General features: G+C 74.1%; 15 protein-coding genes. 7 read left to right on the forward strand and 8 right to left on the reverse strand.

Annotated features, from left to right (window positions below; translation table 11 throughout):
- The first annotated feature begins 239 nt into the window (after positions 1 to 239).
- On the forward strand, positions 240 to 1,631 hold the full coding sequence (locus O7633_RS12440; protein ID WP_282327936.1) for an MFS transporter: 1,392 nt from the start codon (positions 240 to 242) through the stop codon (positions 1,629 to 1,631).
- Between the two features lie 138 nt (positions 1,632 to 1,769).
- Positions 1,770 to 2,189, forward strand: a complete 420-nt coding sequence (locus O7633_RS12445) for a globin (protein WP_282327937.1) — start codon at positions 1,770 to 1,772, stop codon at positions 2,187 to 2,189.
- Between the two features lie 58 nt (positions 2,190 to 2,247).
- Here O7633_RS12445 and O7633_RS12450 read toward each other — a convergent pair whose 3' ends face one another.
- From O7633_RS12450 to ettA, 4 genes are all read right to left on the reverse strand, one after another.
- Entirely contained in the window at positions 2,248 to 2,832 is a 585-nt protein-coding gene (locus tag O7633_RS12450; RefSeq protein WP_074477590.1) for a YbjN domain-containing protein, read from the reverse strand.
- Between the two features lie 131 nt (positions 2,833 to 2,963).
- On the reverse strand, positions 2,964 to 3,677 hold the full coding sequence (locus O7633_RS12455; protein WP_282328541.1) for a hypothetical protein: 714 nt from the start codon (positions 3,675 to 3,677) through the stop codon (positions 2,964 to 2,966).
- A 71-nt stretch (positions 3,678 to 3,748) separates the two neighbouring features.
- Positions 3,749 to 4,204 (reverse strand): thioesterase family protein, encoded by a 456-nt coding sequence (locus O7633_RS12460; protein ID WP_278128869.1) that lies wholly within the window; start codon positions 4,202 to 4,204, stop codon positions 3,749 to 3,751.
- Positions 4,205 to 4,206: 2 nt separating this feature from the next.
- Entirely contained in the window at positions 4,207 to 5,883 is a 1,677-nt protein-coding gene (gene ettA / locus O7633_RS12465; protein WP_074477584.1) for an energy-dependent translational throttle protein EttA, read from the reverse strand.
- A 207-nt stretch (positions 5,884 to 6,090) separates the two neighbouring features.
- On the opposite strand from ettA, the gene O7633_RS12470 reads away from it, so the two are divergent.
- From O7633_RS12470 to otsB, 4 genes are all read left to right on the forward strand, one after another.
- Positions 6,091 to 6,369, forward strand: a complete 279-nt coding sequence (locus tag O7633_RS12470; RefSeq protein WP_282327938.1) for a hypothetical protein — start codon at positions 6,091 to 6,093, stop codon at positions 6,367 to 6,369.
- Positions 6,366 to 6,752 carry a hypothetical protein gene (locus O7633_RS12475; protein WP_282327939.1) on the forward strand — a complete coding sequence of 129 codons (387 nt, stop codon included), beginning with the start codon at positions 6,366 to 6,368 and terminating at the stop codon, positions 6,750 to 6,752. The genes O7633_RS12470 and O7633_RS12475 overlap by 4 nt, the downstream gene beginning before the upstream one ends.
- 140 nt (positions 6,753 to 6,892) lie before the next feature.
- The gene (locus O7633_RS12480; RefSeq protein ID WP_074477581.1) at positions 6,893 to 8,293 is read left to right on the forward strand and encodes a trehalose-6-phosphate synthase; all 1,401 of its coding nucleotides are present in this window, start codon (positions 6,893 to 6,895) and stop codon (positions 8,291 to 8,293) included.
- Positions 8,290 to 10,896, forward strand: a complete 2,607-nt coding sequence (gene otsB, locus O7633_RS12485) for a trehalose-phosphatase (protein WP_282327940.1) — start codon at positions 8,290 to 8,292, stop codon at positions 10,894 to 10,896. The genes O7633_RS12480 and otsB overlap by 4 nt, the downstream gene beginning before the upstream one ends.
- Before the next feature lie 138 nt (positions 10,897 to 11,034).
- On the opposite strand, the gene cobA is transcribed toward otsB, so the two are convergent.
- The 3 genes from cobA to cobC are packed head-to-tail and all read right to left on the reverse strand — an operon-like array spanning position 11,035 to position 14,596.
- Complete coding sequence (gene cobA / locus O7633_RS12490; RefSeq protein ID WP_282327941.1) at positions 11,035 to 12,300, reverse strand: uroporphyrinogen-III C-methyltransferase; 1,266 nt, start codon at positions 12,298 to 12,300, stop codon at positions 11,035 to 11,037.
- A complete protein-coding gene (locus O7633_RS12495; RefSeq protein WP_282328542.1) occupies positions 12,297 to 13,430 on the reverse strand; it encodes a nicotinate-nucleotide--dimethylbenzimidazole phosphoribosyltransferase in 1,134 nt (377 codons plus the stop codon). The genes cobA and O7633_RS12495 overlap by 4 nt, the downstream gene beginning before the upstream one ends.
- Positions 13,430 to 14,596: an Rv2231c family pyridoxal phosphate-dependent protein CobC gene (cobC, locus tag O7633_RS12500; RefSeq protein WP_282327942.1), complete on the reverse strand. Its 1,167-nt coding sequence runs from the start codon at positions 14,594 to 14,596 to the stop codon at positions 13,430 to 13,432. Before cobC ends, O7633_RS12495 begins: the two co-directional genes overlap by 1 nt.
- A gap of 121 nt (positions 14,597 to 14,717) precedes the next feature.
- Between cobC and O7633_RS12505 the strand changes: the two genes are divergently transcribed.
- Positions 14,718 to 16,850 carry a transglycosylase domain-containing protein gene (locus O7633_RS12505; protein WP_278128880.1) on the forward strand — a complete coding sequence of 711 codons (2,133 nt, stop codon included), beginning with the start codon at positions 14,718 to 14,720 and terminating at the stop codon, positions 16,848 to 16,850.
- A gap of 64 nt (positions 16,851 to 16,914) precedes the next feature.
- Here O7633_RS12505 and O7633_RS12510 read toward each other — a convergent pair whose 3' ends face one another.
- Complete coding sequence (locus tag O7633_RS12510; protein WP_282327943.1) at positions 16,915 to 18,306, reverse strand: cobyrinate a,c-diamide synthase; 1,392 nt, start codon at positions 18,304 to 18,306, stop codon at positions 16,915 to 16,917.
- Positions 18,307 to 18,426: the final 120 nt, after the last annotated feature.

Genomic DNA, 18,426 nt, shown 5'->3' on the forward strand with positions numbered 1-18,426 from the left:
ATGACCTGCGGATATGTTGGCCGAGAATACAGGGGTCGCGGACCTCGCGGCCCCTCGGGTATCGTCCGTTCGTTCAGTCGGAGATGCGACGATCAATCCGTTCGCCCTAGCTAGTTGTCAGACGATCGGGCAGAATCCGGTACGCACGCCACCTGCCGGAGCGTGATCACGTCTCGCTGATCCGTAGATCTGACGACGGTTCCCGGTCAGGCCATCACGAGTGGCCCACCGTGGGAACGATGGAGGCCACGGTGTCCGACGAGCGACCCTCCCAGGAAGGGCCGGCCACCTTCCGCGAGGTGTTCGCCCAGCGGGAGTACAGGGCGGTCTTCACCGCCAGCGCGCTCTCCTGGATCGGCGACTTCATCGCCAAGGCCGCCGTCACGGTGCTGGTCTACCGCGAGACGCAGTCCGTGGCCTATTCGGCCGCCGCGTTCGCGGTCAGCTTCCTGCCCTGGTTGATCGGCGGCCCGCTGCTGGCCACGCTGGCCGAGCGCTACCGCTACCGCTCGGTGATGGTGGCGTGCGACCTGATCCGGATGGCCCTGATGGTGCTGGTCGCCCTGCCGGGCAACGAGCCGTGGCTGATCCTCTGCCTGCTCTTCGCGACCACCCTGGCCAACCCGCCCAGCCAGGCCGCCCGGTCCGCGCTGATGCCGCTCATCCTGACCGGCGACCGGCTGGTCGTCGGGCTCTCGCTCAACAGCAGCACCGGCCAGGCCGCCCAGGTGCTCGGCTATCTCGTCGGCGCGGCCCTCGCCGCGTTCGACCCGACCCTCGCCCTGCTGGTCAACGCGGCCACCTTCGCCCTGTCGGCGGCCCTGGTCCGCTTCGGCGTGCAGGACCGGCCGCCGGCGATGACCAGCGCCCACCGCAGCCACCTGCTGCGGGAGACCGGCGACGGCTTCCGGATCGTCTTCGGCACGCCGGTGCTGCGGGCGATCGCCCTGCTGGTCTTCAGCGCCATGCTCTTCTCCATCGTGCCGGAGGGGCTGGCCGCCGCCTGGGCCCGCGAGGGCGTCGACGACGGCATGGACAGCGGCGTCGCCCAGGCCGTGATCATGGCCGCCAACCCGGTCGGCTTCATCCTGGGCGGGCTGCTGGTCAGCCGGGCGGTCGCCCCGGCCCGCCGGCTCGTGCTGATCCGGCCGCTGGCGGTGCTCGCCCCGCTCGTCCTGGTGCCGTCGCTGCTCGACCCGCCGCCGCTGGTGGTGGCGCTGCTCGCCGGCCTGTGCGGCTTCGCGGTCGCCGGGCTGCTCCCGGTCGCCAACGGCCTCTTCGTCCGCGCGCTGCCCAACGGCTACCGGGCCCGGGCGTTCGGCGTGATGGCCACCGGCGTCCAGGTGATCCAGGGCCTCGCCGTGCTGGTCACCGGCCTGCTCGCCGAGCGTTTCCCGATCCCGGTGGTGGTCGGGGGGTGGAGCGCGGCCGGCGTGCTGCTGATGCTGCTCACCGCCGCGGCGTGGCCGACGCGGACGGCGATCGACGCGGCGGTGGAGGCCGCCGGCAACGCCGCAACGCCGGCACCGGCCGGTGCCGGCGAGCCCCGGCCCCGGCCCGTCGCCCCGGGCGACGGGCGCGAGGGCGGCGCGCCGGGCGAGCGTGGCCGGGCCAGCCAGGCGGTGAGCTGACCGCCCGGGGGCTGCCGTCGCGGGCCACCCCGGCCTTCCCCGCCGCGCCGGGCCGCCGTGATCCCGCTGTGACGAGGTCGGCAGTGGCCGGGCCGGTAGGCCGCCGCCGGGTCCGGCCGCACCTGGCAGGATGGAACGGTGAATCCCACCGGTGAGTCCGAGCGTGCCGTGACCCTCTTCGAAGCGGTCGGCGGCGAACCCACCTTCCGCAAGCTGGTGGACGAGTTCTACGTCGGCGTCGCCACCGATCCGCTGCTGCGGCCGATGTATCCGGAGGAGGATCTGGGCCCCGCCGCCGACCGGCTGACGCTGTTCCTCATGCAGTACTGGGGCGGCCCCAACACCTACTCCGCCCAGCGGGGGCACCCCCGGCTGCGGATGCGGCACGCCCCGTTCCGGATCGGCGCCGCCGAGCGCGACGCCTGGCTGCACCACATGCGACGGGCCGTCGACCGGCTGGAGTTGCCGCCGGAGATCGCCACGGCGCTCTGGGACTATCTGGAGCGGGCCGCCTATTTCATGGTCAACGTCATGGAGGACCCGGCCGGGCCGGCCTGAGCCTGCCGCGGTCCCGTCCGGGCCGCCGTCGGCGGCGGCCCGGACGGGACCGTGCGGATCAGAGCAGGGCACCCTCGTCGTGCAGCCAGTCCACGAAGGTGGTGGCCACCGCGGCCCCGCAGTCGAGCATCTCCACCAGCAGCGCGTCGTGCGCGCCGGCGCCGAGCGGCACCTGGAGCTCCGCGTAGATGGGCAGCTGCCCCCGCTCGGTGGGGTCACCGATGTATGCCTTGCAGAACCGTCGGGTGTGGTTCCACTCGTTGACCACCCGGTAGGCCCGGTCGGCCCAGTCCGGTGGCACCGTGGCGTGCGGGCGGGCCCGCATCACCAGGATCTCGTCCTCGGGCCCCTCCAGGGTGACCAGCACCGCGTGCCGCTCCCACATGGCCAGCAGGTTGCCGTCGCCGTCGGCCAGGTAGCGCACGTCCAGCAGGTCGAGCGCGTCGCAGACCCGGCGGAGGGTGACCGGCGCGATGGTGGCCGACATGTCGGCGATCATCGGCCGATCGACGGACGGGCAGTCGTCGCCCGGTTGACGTGGGGCCGGTGGTCCGACCCGGACGGTGCTGTCCACTGTGATCCCGCTTCGAGTTTCCGGTTCGCCGCCAATGGCGGGACCGGGGCGCCATGACCACCACGGCATCGCTCGCGCACCTCACTCCCCAGCGGATCCAGCCGCCTACGGTGCGTTGGATCCGAGGATGGACGGTACCCGGACAGCCGGGTTGTGGCATCCCCCCAACGGCAGCCCCAGGCCAGAAGAACGACCGCCGGTCATACTTTCGGATGAGTCCCGAGCGGCATGACGGCAAGATCCACGACCTTCTGCGACCACACGGCTCCGTATGGTCCCACCAGACCGACCCACCGGCCGGCCGTCCTCACCTGAACGTCGCCACCCCCGGCCCCCGCACCAGGGCCCGCGGCGGCCGTGTCGTCGTCGCCGGGGCGCCCCAGGAAGCCCATCCGCACCAGCCCCTGCACCAGCCGCTGGGCGATCTCGACGGGGGGCCCGGGCGGGTCGTCCGGGGTGACCACCACCGCGACGTGGTCGAGCAGGGCGTCCCGCAGCACCCGCTGACCCACCGCCCGGCCGGCCACCCCGTGCGCGGCGGCCTCCCGCAGCGTGCCGGCGGCCGCCTCGGCGATCCGCCACAGCTCCCCGGCCGGCAACAGCTCCACCGACCGGCTGGCCGGCGGCGGCAGCGGCCAGCGCCACTGCGCGTCCCGCCGCACGGGCAGGCCGCCCGCGCCGGACGACAGCGTGTCCAGCAGTTCCCCGGCGGCCACCGTGACGTCACCGCACCCCGGCCCGGCCACCGTGCGGACGGCCAGCACGCCCCACGGCAGCCGGGCCCAGAGCGCCGTCCGGCCGCCCGCCGCGTCCGGTCCGCCCGTTGGCGCGGCCGGGCGCAGCCGGACCGGCGCGGCCGGGTCGAGCCGGACCAGCCGGGCCAGGAACGCGCCCGCGTCGGCCACCCCGGTCAGCCCGTGCCCGCCGGCCGGGCCGGGGTCCGTGCCAGCCGGGCCGGGCCGCTGCGGGCGCGCCGGTGCGTCGCTCACGCCGGCCGCCCGGCCGCGCCGCCGGGGGCGTACGACAGCAGGAAGGCCCGCTCCTCGTCGGTGACCCGCCGGGGCCGCTGGGCGGCCAGGTCGAACGGGACCAGCACCGAGCGGGCGGTGCTGGCGAGGGTGTCGCCGTCGTACAGCTCGTAGGCGACGGTGAACCGGGCGGCCCGGATCTCCTCCACCCACAGCTCGATCCGGACGGTGGGGGCGGCCTCGGCCGTGGCCCGGCCCAGCGCGTAGTCGACCGGGCGCAGGTAGTCGACCTCGTGCCGGCGGATGACGACCCCGTCGGCGAACGAGCCGACCCCCCACGCCTTGCCGCCGGCGAACATCAGCGCCACCCGCGCCTCCTCGTAGAGGGTGAGGAAGCGCGAGTTGTTGACGTGGCCGTACGCGTCCAGGTCGGACCAGCGCAGGGTGCAGTGGTAGACGAAGCGGTCCGCCATGCTCAGTCGCGGGTGAGCTTGCGGTAGGTGACCCGGTGCGGGCGGGCCGCCTCCGCGCCGAGCCGGTCGACCTTGTTCTTCTCGTACGCCTCGAAGTTGCCCTCGAACCAGAACCACTTCGCCGGGTTCGCCTCGTCGCCCTCCCAGGCCAGGATGTGCGTGGCGACCCGGTCGAGGAACATCCGGTCGTGGGAGATGACCACGGCGCAGCCGGGGAACTCCAGCAGCGCGTTCTCCAGGCTGGAGAGGGTCTCGACGTCGAGGTCGTTGGTCGGCTCGTCGAGCAGGATGACGTTGCCGCCGATCTTCAGCGTCAGCGCCAGGTTGAGCCGGTTGCGCTCGCCGCCGGAGAGCACCTTGGTCGGCTTCTGCTGGTCGGGCCCCTTGAACCCGAACGCCGCGATGTACGCCCGCGACGGCATCTCGACCTTGCCGACCATCAGGTAGTCGAGCCCGTCGGAGACGACCTCCCAGACCGTCTTGTCGCCGTCCAGGCCCTGCCGGTTCTGGTCGACGTAGGACAGCGAGACGGTGGGGCCCACCCGGACCTCGCCGCCGGTGGGCTGCTCCAGCCCGACGATGGTCTTGAACAGGGTGGTCTTGCCGACGCCGTTGGGGCCGATGATGCCGACGATGCCGTTGCGCGGCAGCGAGAACGACAGGTCGTCGATCAGCAGCCGGTCGCCGAAGCCCTTGCTGAGGTGGTTGGCCTCGATCACCGTGCTGCCCAGGCGCGGGCCCGGCGGGATCTGGATCTCCTCGAAGTCCAGCTTGCGGGTCTTCTCCGCCTCGGTGGCCATCTCGTCGTAGCGGTCGAGGCGGGCCTTGGACTTGGTCTGCCGGGCCTTGGCGTTGGAGCGGACCCACTCCAGTTCCTCGGAGAGGCGCTTCTTCATCTTGGCGTCGCGGCGCCCCTCGACGGAGAGCCGGGCGGCCTTCTTCTCCAGGTAGGTGGAGTAGTTGCCCTCGTAGCCGATGGCCCGGCCGCGGTCCAGCTCCAGGATCCAGCCGGCCACCTTGTCCAGGAAGTAGCGGTCGTGGGTGATCGCCATGACGGTGCCGGCGTACTTGGCCAGGTGCTGCTCCAGCCAGGAGACGCTCTCCGCGTCCAGGTGGTTGGTGGGCTCGTCGAGCAGCAGCAGGTCGGGCGCCTCCAGCAGCAGCTTGCACAGGGCGACCCGGCGGCGCTCGCCACCGGAGAGCTGGGTGACGTCGGCGTCCGGCGGCGGGCAGCGCAGCGCGTCCATGGCCAGTTCGAGCTTGGAGTCGATGTCCCACGCATCGGCGTGGTCGAGCTCCTCCTGGAGCTTGCCCATCTCCTCCATCAGCTCGTCGGAGTAGTCGGTCGCCATCTGCTCGGCGATCTTGTTGAACCGCTCCAGCTTGGCCTTGGTCTCGGCGACCGCCTCCTCGACGTTGCCGAGCACGGTCTTGGCGTCGTTGAGCGGGGGCTCCTGGGCGAGCATGCCGACGGTGTAGCCGGGCATCAACCGGGCCTCGCCGTTGCTCGGCTTGTCCAGCCCTGCCATGATCTTGAGGAGGCTGGACTTGCCCGCGCCGTTGGGGCCGACCACACCGATCTTGGCCCCCGGCAGGAAGCTCAGCGTCACGTTGTCGAGCACGACCTTGTCGCCGTGCGCCTTGCGCGCCTTTTCCAGGACGTAGATGTACTGGGCCACGGTGCGGGCTACCTCCGTTGGTTGCTGGTCTCGACGAACGGGCGCGGGCTCGGTGGGCCGCTCGCCACCGCCGGCCGGGGGCCGGCCACAACGCACGCCGTCGTCAATCCTGACAGGTACGCCGAGCTGCGCCCACATCACCCCGCCCGGCGACCACCCCGGCGCGCTTCCTTGCCGCACCCGGTATAACCGGATAGCTTTCGCGGTATGACCAAGAAGATCGCCATCAGCGTTCCCGACGACGTGGCGGAGCGGCTGGCCGAGGAGCCGAACGTCTCGGCGTTCATCACCGAGAGCGTCCGGCAGCGGATGGCCGGGGAACGCACCCGTCGGGCCCTGCGGCAGGTCGGCTTCCGGTTGACCGAGGCGGGTCTCACCGAAGCCGGGCAGCGGCTCGACGAGGCGCAGGCGAGGATCACGCCCGAGCTGCGGGCCAAGGCGGCGGCGCTGCTGGGCGAGGCGTCGCGCGGACGGCCGGCCTCGTGAGCGAGGCCGGCCTGGTGCTCGACACCTCCTGCCTGCTCGCCTATTCCGAAGGGGCCGAGGCGGTCGGCGAGCAGATCGCCAAGCTCGCGGACAAGCTCCAGACCGTGGTCGTCCCCGCCCTCTGCCTGGCCGCCGCGTACCGGCAGGTGACCAGCGACGGTTGGCCGCTCCTGGACGTCCTCGGCGACCTCGAACAGGTGGTCGTCACCCCCGTCGAGCACGACATGTGCGCGATCCTCGGTGGCTGGTCGCGGGTCCTGGGCGGCATGGACCTGGCGCAGGCGGCGATGGAGGCCGCCCGGGCGACGACGCCGATCATGACGGACCGGCGCGAGGTGCTGGGCGAGGTGCTGCCGAAGGAATGGCCGATCATCGATCTGTGAGCCGGGCGGGCGACGTGATCGTCTTCACGGTTCGGCCAGCGTGGGACGGGTAGGTAACTCCGGCACGGGGCTCCAGACGCCGCAGCTACGCTCAGTACGCTCAGCGCGGTGGACCCGTCAGCACCCGGAGGTGGCCGAACGTGACCGTCCGTAGTTCCTTTGTCGTCGTGGCGAACCGACTACCGGTCGACGAGGTGAACACCCCCGAGGGGCGGCAGTGGCGACGCAGCCCCGGTGGCCTCGTCACCGCCCTGCACCCCGTCCTCGCCGAACACCAGGGCACGTGGGTCGGCTGGGCCGGCGGCACCGGCCCCGCCCCCGAGCCGTTCGACCTGGAGGGCATCCGGCTGCACCCGGTGCCACTGAGCGCCGACGAGCTGGAGCGCTACTACGAGGGCCAGTCGAACGCGACGATCTGGCCGCTCTATCACGACGCGGTGGAGACACCGGCGTACAAGCGGCGTTGGCGCGAGGCGTACCGGCTGGTCAACGCGCGGTTCGCGGAGGCCGCGGCGGAGGTCGCGGCCGACGGCGCGACGGTCTGGGTGCAGGACTACCAGCTCCAGCTCGTGCCCGCGATGCTCCGCGAGCTGCGCCCCGACCTGCGGATCGGGTTCTTCCTGCACATCCCGTTCCCGCCGATCGAGCTGTTCATGCAGATGCCGTTCCGCACCGAGATCCTGCGCGGGCTGCTCGGCGCGGACCTGATCGGCTTCCAGCAGCGGCTGGCGGCGCAGAACTTCGTCCGGCTGGCCCGGCACCTGCTCGGGCTGCGCTACGAGGGGCAGATGATCCAGGTCGACGGCCGCCAGGTGAAGGCGGGCGCGTTCCCCATCTCCATCGACACCCGGGAGATGGAGCGGCTGGCCGAGGACCCGGCGATCCAGTCCCGGGCCAAGCAGATCCGCGAGGAGCTGGGCAACCCCCGGACGATCATCCTGGGCGTCGACCGGCTCGACTACACGAAGGGCATCGAGCTCCGACTCAAGGCCTTCCGCGAACTTCTCGCTGACGGAAAGTTGACAGTTCCGGACGCGGTTATGGTGCAGGTGGCCACGCCGAGCCGGGAACGGGTGGAGCACTACCAGGCCCTACGGGTCAAGGTCGAGCGCGAGGTTGGCCGGATTAATGGGGAATTCGGCAGGGTCGGCGTGCCGGCGGTGCATTACCTGCATCAGTCGTACAGTCGCAGTGAGTTGGCGGCGATGTACGTGGCCGCCGACGTGATGATGGTGACCCCGCTGCGAGACGGAATGAATCTGGTGGCCAAGGAGTACGTGGCATCGCGCGCCGACCAGGGCGGCGCGCTCGTGCTCAGTGAGTTCGCCGGCGCCGCGACAGAGCTGCGCCAGGCGTTCCTGTGTAACCCGCACGACCCGGACGCGGTCAAGGACGCGTTGCTCAAGGCCGTGCACGTGGAGAAGCCCGAGGCCCGCCGTCGCATGCGGGTCATGCAGCGCCACCTGCGTACCCACGACGTGGGGCACTGGGCGAAGTCGTTCCTCACCGAGCTCGGTGTGCCTGATACGGAGGTTGCGTGAACACGTCCGTCCACGACGGGGCGGCCCCGGCCGCGGGAGTGCTGGATCCCGAGCTGCGGGCGGCCATCGGGCGGATAGCCCGGGTCCCGCAGCTCCTCGTCGCCTGTGACTACGACGGCACCCTCGCGCCGATCGTGGAGGACCCGAGCAAGGCCGTGCCGCTGCCCGAGTCGGTCGCCGCCGTCCGCGCGCTCGCGGCGCTGCCGCAGACCACCGTCGCCGTGGTCTCCGGCCGGGCGCTGCGCGACCTGGCCGCGCTCTCCCGGCTGCCCAGCGAGGTCCACCTCGTCGGCAGCCACGGCTCCGAGTTCGACATCGGCTTCGTCGAGCGGCTCTCCCCCGAGCTGATCGCCGTGCGCACCCGGCTGCGCGACGAGCTTCGCGAGATCGCCAACGCCCACCCGGGCGTCCGGCTGGAGCGCAAGCCCGCCAGCGTCGCCGTGCACACCCGCGGGGTGGACCCGCAGGTCGCCGCCGCCGCCGTCGACGCGGTCCGCGCCGGCCCCGCCACCTGGGACGGCGTCACCGTCACCCAGGGCAAGGAGGTCATCGAGCTGTCCGTGGTGGCGACCCACAAGGGCACCGCCGTCGACCAGCTCCGCACCCAGCTCTCGGCCAGCGCCGTGCTGTTCATCGGCGACGACGTCACCGACGAGAACGCGTTCGGCAACCTGCACGGCCCCGACATGGGCATCAAGATCGGCCTCGGCGAGACGAAGGCCGACTACCGCGTCGGCGAGCCGATCGAGGCAGCCCGCGCGCTGGGCCTGCTGCTGGAGACCCGGCGGCACTGGCTGTTCGGGGAGCGGGCCGTCCCGATCGAGCGGCACTCGATGCTCGCCAACGGGCGTACGGTCGCGCTGCTCACCCCCGAGGCCAAGGTCACCTGGCTCTGCCACCCCAAGCCGGACTCGGCGGCGATCTTCGCCGACCTGGTCGGCGGCAGCCCGGCCGGGCACTTCAGCGTCGCCCCCGAGCGCGGCGGCATCCCGCTCGGCCAGCGCTACCGCTCCGGCACGATGACCGTGGAGACCCGCTGGTCGGGCCTCACCGTCACCGACTGGCTGGACAAGCCGGCCCGGGAGACCACCCCCGACGGCCCGGCGGTCGTCACCGGCGACTCCGCCCTGGTGCGGGTGCTCACCGGCTCCGGGACGGTGCGGGTGGAGTTCGCCCCCCGGCCCGAGTTCGGCCAGGTCGCCACGCAGCTCCAGCCGGTCGGCGACGGGCTGCTGGTGCTCGGCTCCAACGAGCCGATCGCGCTCTACTCCCCCGGGGTGCAGTGGCAGGTCGACAACGACGGCGGCTACGAGACGGCGAAGGCCGTCGTCGACCTGTCCGCCGCCGGCGGTCAGGTGGTGCTGGAGCTGCGCTTCGGCACGCACAGCCTGGAGCACCACCGGCTGACGGTCCACGAGCGGCAGGCCGCCGCCGAGCAGCCGTGGAAGGACTGGGTGGCCTCGCTGCGGCTGCCCACCACCGCCCGGGACCTGGTCGCCCGCAGCGCGCTCACCCTGCGCGGCCTCTGCCACGAGGCCACCGGCTCGATCCTCGCGGCGGCGACCACGTCGCTGCCCGAGGAGCTGGGCGGCGTGCGCAACTGGGACTACCGCTACTGCTGGCTGCGCGACGCGGCGATGACCGCACGGGCGCTGGTCGACCTCGGCTCCACCGAGGAGGCCGAGGCGCTGCTGCGCTGGGTGGACGGCTGCATCGAGCGCACCGGCGGGCACCCCGAGCGGCTGCACCCGCTCTACACCGTCGACGGGTACGAGCTGGGCGCCGAGGCGGTCATCGACACCCTGCCCGGCTACGCCGGCTCCCGGCCGGTGCGGGTCGGCAACCTCGCCAACCACCAGCTCCAGCTCGACGTGTTCGGCCCGATCGCCGACCTCATCGCCGCCGTCGCCGACGCCCGGGGCACCGTCCGCGAGGACGAGTGGCGGGTGCTGGAGAACATGGTCGAGGCGGTCCGCCGCCGCTGGCACGAGCCCGACCACGGCATCTGGGAGGCCCGCCTCCCCCCGCGGCACCACATCTTCTCGAAGGTGATGTGCTGGATGACCGTCGACCGGGCGCTGCACGTGGTGCGGCAGCACGGCGGCGAGGACCGGCCCGAGTGGGTGGAGCTGCGCGACCGGATCGGCGCCAACGTGCTGGAGTACGGCTGGCACGAGGACGTGGAGGCGTACAGCGTCGCGTACGGCGACGAGGACATGGACGCGTCCTCGCTGTGGATCGGCCTGTCGGGGCTGCTCCCCGGCGACGACCCGCGCTTCCTGTCCACCGTGCTGCGGATCGAGGCGGACCTGCGCAGCGGCCCGGTCGTCTACCGCTACCACTGGGACGACGGCCTGCCCGGGCGCGAGGGCGGCTTCCACATCTGCACGGCGTGGCTGATCGAGGCATACCTCCGCACCGGCCGCCGCACCGACGCGGAGGAGCTGTTCGCCCAGATGGTCGACACGGCGGGCCCGACGGGGCTGCTCCCCGAGCAGTACGACCCGCTGGCCGAGCGCGGGCTGGGCAACCACCCGCAGGCGTACAGCCACCTCGGCCTGATCCGCTGCGCCCTGCTGCTGGACAACATGCTCAAGCAGTGACCGAGGTGTAAGGAAGGGCCCCCTGTTAACGCATTCTGCATAGCAGGGGGCCCTTCTTAACGCCCGCGCCCAACCGTGGGCCCGGCACGGATGGGCCCGGCACGGGTAGCGCCGGGCGGGAGCCGGCGCACGGCCGCCTCAGCCGTCGGGCGGCGTCGGTCCGGCGTCCAGTGCGGTCACCACGTCGCCGACCACCACGACCGCCGGGGGCCGCAGGCCCGCCTCGGCCACGTCGGCGGCCACCGTCCCGAGCGTCGAGCGCAGGCTGCGCTGGCCGCCGGTCGTGCCCTCCTGCACCACCGCGACCGGCGTGTCCGCCGGCCGCCCGTGCCCGATCAGCGTCCCGGCGATCGCGGCGAGGTTCTTCAGCCCCATCATGATCACCAGCGTGCCGCGCAGCCCCGCGAGGGCCTCCCAGCGCACCAGGGAGGCCGGCGAGTCGGGCGCGACGTGCCCGGAGACCACGGTGAACTCGTGCGCCACCGCCCGGTGGGTCACCGGGACGCCCGCCGCCGCCGGGGCGGCGATCGAGCTGGTCACCCCGGGGACCACGGTCACCGGCACCCCGGCCGCCGCGCAGGCCAGCAGCTCCTCGCCGCCCCGACCGAAGACGTACGGGTCGCCGCCCTTGAGCCGCACCACGAACGCCCCGGCCAGGGCCCGGTCGACGAGGATCCGGTTGATCTCCTCCTGGGCCCGCGACGGCCCGTACGGGATCTTCGAGGCGTCCACCAGCTCGACGTCCGGGCGCAGCTCGTCGAGGAGCAGCCCCGGCACGAGGCGGTCGGCGACCACGACGTCGGCCTCGGTGAGCAGCCGCCACCCCTTCACGGTGATCAGCTCCGGGTCGCCCGGCCCCGCTCCGACGAGCGCCACCCGCCCGCGCCCGGCGGCAGCGTTGTTAACAGGGGGCCCCTCCTCTACAGAATCCGTTAACAGGGGGCCCTTCCTTGCACCCAGGAGGGCGCGGATGGCGTCGCGGACCGTCATGGCGCGGCGGGGGTCGCCGCCGCCGAGGACGGCGACCGTCACCGGGCCGTGCCGGGTGACGGCCGGCGTCCACGCGGTCGCGGCGGTCCGGTCGTCGGCCCGGACGCAGAAGATCCGCCGCTCGGCGGCGGCGGCGCTGACCGCCGCGGCGGCCACCGGGTCGTCGACGGCCGCCTGCACCAGCCAGGCCCCGTCCAGGTCGTCGGGGGCGAAGCGGCGCGGCTCCCAGTGCAGCCGGCCGGCGTCGACGTGGGCGCGCAGCGCGGGGGTCAGCTCCGGCGAGACCAGCAGGACGTCCGCGCCGGCGTCGAGCAGCGCCGGCACCCGCCGGGTGGCCACCGCTCCCCCGCCCACCACGACCACCCGCCGGCCCGCCAGGCGCAGACCCAGGGGGTACGGGTTCGGGGCGTTCACTTCTCGGCCACCCCCGCCGAGTCGAAGGTGGCCACCTCGTGCAGCACCCGGACCGCCCCGGTGACCACGGGCAGGGCCAGCAGCGCGCCGGTGCCCTCGCCGAGGCGCAGCCCGAGGTCGATGAGCGGGTCGAGCCCGAGGTGACGCAGCCCCACCGTGGCCCCCGGCTCGGCCGAGCGGTGCCCGGCGACCAGCGCGCCGACCGCGTCCGGGGCGAAGGCGACGGCGGCGAGCGCGGCGCTGACCGCGATCACCCCGTCGAGCAGCACCGGCACCCGGCGGGCGGCGGCGCCGAGGATCAGCCCGGCCAGGGCGGCGTGCTCCAGGCCGCCGACGGCGGCGAGGACGCCCAGCGGGTCCGTCGGGTCGGGGGCGTGCCGGGCCAGCGCCGCCCGCACCACGCCGATCTTGCGGGCGTACGTGGGGTCGTCCACGCCGGTGCCCCGGCCGGTCGCCTCGGCGGGGTCGACGCCGGTGAACGCGGCGACCAGGGCGGCGGCCGGGGTGGTGTTGCCGATGCCCATGTCCCCGGTGAGCAGGATGCCCGCCCCGGCGTCGATCAGCTCGCGGGCGATGCGGATGCCGGTCTCGACGGCGGCGAGCGCCTCGTCGCGGGTGAGGGCGGCGGTGACGGCGAGGTCGCGGGTGCCGGGACGCACGTTCGCCGCCACGAGGCGGGGTGCCCGGGCGCCCCCGGGGCCACCCGTGCCGCCGCCCGGGCCGCCGTCTGCTCCGGCGGGCGGGCCGTCCGCCTGGGCGGGGACGGCCGGCGGCAGCGGGGTGGCGACGCCGACGTCGACGACGGTGACCGAGGCGCCGGCCTGCCGGGCGAACGCGTTGACCACCGCCCCGCCGGCGAGGAAGTTGCCGATCATCTGGGCGGTGACCTCCTGCGGCCAGGGGGTCACCCCCTGGGCGTGCACGCCGTGGTCACCGGCGAAGATCGCCACGGCGGCCGGCTCGGGCAGCGGCGGCGGGCAGGCTCGGGCCAGGCCGGCGAGCCGCACCGAGAGCTCCTCCAGGACACCGAGCGAGCCGGCCGGCTTGGTGAGCCGGCCGTGCAGCTCACCGGCGGCGACCATCGCCGGCTCGTCGAGCGGCCGGATCGCCGCGATGGTGGTGTGCAGCATCATGCCTCCAGGATCTCCGCCAGCGCCCCGGCGAAGGCATCGGTGGTGGCCCGGTCGCGCACGGCCACCCGCAGCCAGTCTGCGCCGAGGCCGGGGAACGTGTCGCCCCGACGTACCGCCCAGCCGCGCTCGCGCAGGCGCAGCCGGACGTCGGCCGCGCCGGGCAGGTGGATCAGCACGAACGCGCTCGCCGGGCGGCCCGCGACGCGTACCCCGGGCAGGGCCGACAGGCGGGTCACCAGGTGGTCGCGGTCGGCGGCCAGCTCGGCGGCGATCGCGCGTTCGGCCGCGACGGCGGCCGGGGACGCGCAGGCGGTGGCGGCGGCGAGCGCCGGGGTGGAGACCGCCCACAGCGGCTGGGCGGCGGCGAGGCGGGCCAGCAGCGGGGCCTCGCCGAGCAGGTAGCCGATCCGCAGCCCGGCCAGCCCCCAGGTCTTGGTGAGGCTGCGCACGACGACCAGGCCGGGCAGGTCCCGCCGGGCGGCGAGGGACTCGGGCTCGCCGGCGACGCCGGGCGCGGCGGTGGTGTCGGCGAACGCCTCGTCGACGACGAGGACGCGGCCGGGGCGGGCCAGCGCGGCGAGGTCGACCGCCGGGTGCAGCACGGAGGTGGGGTTGGTGGGGTTGCCGACCATGACGAGGTCGGCGTCGGCGGGCACCCGGGCCGGGTCGAGGCGGAAGCCGTCGGCGGGGTCGAGCAGCACCCGCTCGACGGGGTGCCCGGCGGCCCGCAGCGCAGCCTCCGGCTCAGTGAACTGGGGGTGCACGACCACGGGCCGGCGCGCCCCGGTCAGGGCGCGGGCGAGCAGCACGAAGCCCTCGGCGGCCCCGGCGGTGAGCAGCGCCTCCTCCGGGGGGCGGCCGTGCCGGGCCGCGACGGCCGCGCGGGCGGGCCGGGCGTCCGGGTACGCGGCCAGCTCGCCCAGGGCGGCGGTGATCGGGTCGGCCAGCCAGTCCGGCATCGGGGCCCGGCGGACGTTGACGGCGAGGTCGACCAGACCGTCGCCGACCTCGGCGTCCCCGTGGTGCCCGAGGTCGGGACCGGTGGCGGTGCCGGGGGCGGGGTGGGGGCCGGGGGCGGGGGCGGGGTCGGGACCGGGGTCCGCCTCGACGGTGGCGTCCGGCTCGTCCCGGGTGGGTGGTGGCGGCACCAGGTGAGCACGCATGTCCGCGATCCTGCCGGGAAGCCGCCACGCGGGACAGCGCATCCCGGCGTGGGCCGCGTCACCCACCGCCGGTTTATGAATTGTTCTCACGGACGAATCGGAAATGTCATAACTTGACCCCGTGAGTAACCGACCCCTTGCCTCCGTTGGTCGTCTCGTCCCTCTCCTGCGCGCCGGGCTGATCGCCGGCATCGTGATCGCCGGCGCGCTCTACCCGCTGGCCGCCGTCACCGGCCTCGGCGCCAAGGCCACCGCGCACGCCGGGGAGCAGAAGGCCGACATCCTGCGCACCGCGCTGCCCGCCGAGACCTCGTACGTGTACGCGCCGGACGGCCGGACCGTGCTGACGATGTTCTACGAGGAGTACCGCCGCTACACGAAGCTGTCCGACATGTCCCCGAACATCCAGCAGGCCATCGTGGCCGCCGAGGACAGCCGCTTCTACCAGCACCGGGGCGTCGACCCGAAGGGCGCCGCCCGCGCCTTCGTGGCCAACTCCCAATCCGGCGGGGTCTCCCAGGGCGCGTCGACCCTGACCATGCAGTTCGTCCGGATGACCCTGCGGGACAGCGCCAAGACCCCGAAGGAGGTCCAGGAGGCCACCCAGCAGACCAGCCTGCGCAAGGTCAAGGAGATGCGGATGGCGCTGGACGTCGAGAAGGAGCTGACCAAGGAGCAGATCCTGGAGCGCTACCTCAACTCGGCGTACTTCGGCCACCGGGCGTACGGCATCTACGCCGCCGCGCAGATCTTCTTCTCCAAGACGCCGGCCACCCTCAGCCCGGTCGAGGCGGCCACCCTCGCCGGGCTGGTCAAGTCGCCCTCCGAGTACGACCCGGCCAGCTCCGACCAGAAGGACGCCACCGGCCGGCGCAACTACGTGCTGGACCGGATGGCGCAGCTCGGCTACCTCAGCCCGGACGCCGCCACCGCGGCGAAGGCCGAGCCGATCCGGCTCAAGCTGACCGACCCGCCGAACGACTGCGCGTCGCTGCCGGCGACGTACCAGACCTGGGGCTTCGCCTGCGACTACCTGAAGAACTGGTGGAGCGCCCAGCCCGCGTTCGGGGAGAACCGGCTGGAACGGATGGACAAGCTGCGCCGGGGCGGCTACCGCATCGTGCTCAGCATCGACCCGAAGATCCAGGCGGCGGCCGAGAAGAACGTCGGGGCCAAGGAGAACACCGGCAGCCCGTTCGCCAACGGCATCGTCGTCGCCGAACCGGGCACCGGGCGGATCAAGGCGATGGCGGTGAACCGCAACTACTCGCTGGACGTCAGCGAGAACGGGCCCAGCTCCAACCCGGAGGCGTCACCGAAGGTGAAGGCGAACTATCCGAACACCGTGGCGCCCCTGCTCGGCGGCGGCGACCTCCCCGGCTACCAGGCCGGGTCGACGTTCAAGATGTTCCCGATGCTGGCCGCGCTCAACTCCGGGATGCCGCTGTCCACCGCCTACGACTCGCCGTACCGCTACCGCTCCGAGGTGTACGACGGGTGGGCCCCGTCCAACGCCAGCGGCGCGATGACCGGCCGGCAGACCATGTGGTCCGGGTTCGGCAAGTCGGTGAACACCTACTTCGTCCAACTGGAGGAGAAGGTCGGGGCGGACGCCGCCGTGCGGCTCGCCGAGCAGCTCGGGCTGCGCTGGCGCACCGACGTCGACCGGGAGCAGGCGTCGCCGGCCAAGGCGAAGAAGTGGGGCGCGTTCACCCTGGGCGTCTCCGACGCCACCCCGCTGGAGATGGCGAACGCCTACGCCGCGATCGCCGCCGACGGGCGGTACTGCGAGGCGATGCCCGTCCAGTCCATCAGCAAGCGGGACGGCACCCCGGCCACGTACACGACGGCGGGCGGGATCGAGCGGGAGGTCGCCAAGCCGCGCTGCCGGCAGGTGGTCAGCGCCGACGCGGCCCGCGCCGCCACCGACGCGGCCCGCTGCCCGACCGGCGACACCCCGGCCAAGGGGAGCTGCGGCGGCTGGTCGACCGCCGACAGCGTACGGCGCACGGTGGGGCGGCCGGTGGCCGGCAAGACGGGTACGACCGACAGCACCCGGTCGGCCTGGTTCGTCGGCTACACGCCGGAGCTGGCGGCGGCGAGCTTCATCGCGGACCCGGACAACCCGTTCAACGCGGTCGGCGACGGGCAGTCCCAGATCCCGATCGCGGCGGTGGCGAACACCCTGCGCGACGGTTTGAAGGGCCAGCCCACCCGCCAGTTCACCCCACCCTCCGACGCCATCGTCGGGTGACGACGCCGCCGCTCATCCGGGGCCGTCCCCCAGGTGAGCGGCGGCGATCAGGCGGGAGCGGCGATCAGGCGGGAGCCCCGAGCACCGCGGCGGCCCGGGCCGCCGCGACGACCCGGGCACCGACCCCGGGCTGCCCGGCCCAGTGCACCATCAGCTGGGAGGCGTGCACGCCCCGCCAGACGAACCCCTCGGGCGCGCCGCCGTCCCAGCTCCACGCCGGGGACTGGCCGGCGCGGGGGGTGAGCACCGCCCGGTGTTCCTTGTAGCCGACCACCGTCGCGCCGGCCGGGGCGAGCACGCTGTCGGTGCGGGCGGTCGCCGACCGGTAGCCGACCACCACGCCCTCGCGGCTGACGCCCACCGTGTCGAGCACGCCGCACATCGGCAGCCCGTCCAGCTCCCGGGCCAGCCAGAGCACGCCGGCGCCCTCGGCGAGCACCGGCCGCCCCGTCCGGGCCAGCTCCGCCACCGCGATGCAGAGCCGGCGGTTGGCGGAGAGCTGCTCCGCGTACGACTCGGGGAGGCCGCCGCCGACGACCAGCGCGGCCGCCCCGGCGGGCAGCGCCTCGTCGCGCAGCGGATCGAAGCGGACCACCTCCGCGCCGGCCGCCCGCAGCAGCTCGGTCGTCTCGGCGGGGCCGTAGTCGCCGCCCGGCCCGCCGGCCACCGCGATCACCGGGGACGCGCCGGCCGGCACGGGCCCCGACGGGTCCGCCGGCTCGGCCGGCTCCGGCGACCAGGGCTCGCCCGGCACCGGCGGGGCCGACCTGGCCAGCGTCAGCAGCCGGTCCAGGTCGAGCGTGGCGGCCACCGCCTCGCCGAGCCGGCGGACCGCCCGCAGCGCGTCGGCGTCGCGGCCGACCACCGGGGCCAGGCCGTGCCGCCGGGGCGGCAGCACCGGGGGCAGCTCGTGGCGGCGCACCGCGCCGTAGACCGGCACGCCGACGTCGTCGAGCGCCTCGCGCAGCATCGCCTCGTGCCGGGGCGAGGCCACCCGGTTGAGGATCACCCCGCCCAGCCAGAGCTGATCGTCGTACGCCCGGAAGCCGTGCACGAGGGCCGCCACCGACTGCCCCATCGCCGCCACGTCGACCACCAGCACCACCGGGCTGCGCAGCGCGATCGCCACGGCGGCCGTGGACTCCGTCTCGGACTGGCCGGCGACCGAGTCGTACAGCCCCATGGTGCCCTGCACCACGGCGAGCCCGGCACCGGCGGCACCGTGGCCGAACAGGGCCGGGACGCGGTCGGGCCCGACCAGCCGGGCGTCGAGGGTGCGCCCCGGACGGCCGGCGGCGAGCCCCAGGTAGCCGGCGTCGACCTGGTCCGGCCCGACCTTGAACCCGGCGACGTCGACACCCCGCTCGGCGAAGGCGGCGAGCAGCCCGAGCGCCACCGCGCTCGTGCCGTGGCCCGAGGACGGCGCGCTGAGCACGAGGCGCGGCACGACGGTCATCAGCGACTCCTCCGGCGAGGGTGGTACGCGGCGGCGGTCGGCCCCCCGATCCGCCCGCGTGACGATACCGCCCGGACGCACACCCGGCGGCCACGACCGGCCCGCGTCGCGCCGCAGGGC

It is taken from the genome of Micromonospora sp. WMMD712 (genome assembly GCF_029581295.1).
Taxonomy (GTDB): Bacteria; Actinomycetota; Actinomycetes; order Mycobacteriales; family Micromonosporaceae; genus Micromonospora; species Micromonospora carbonacea.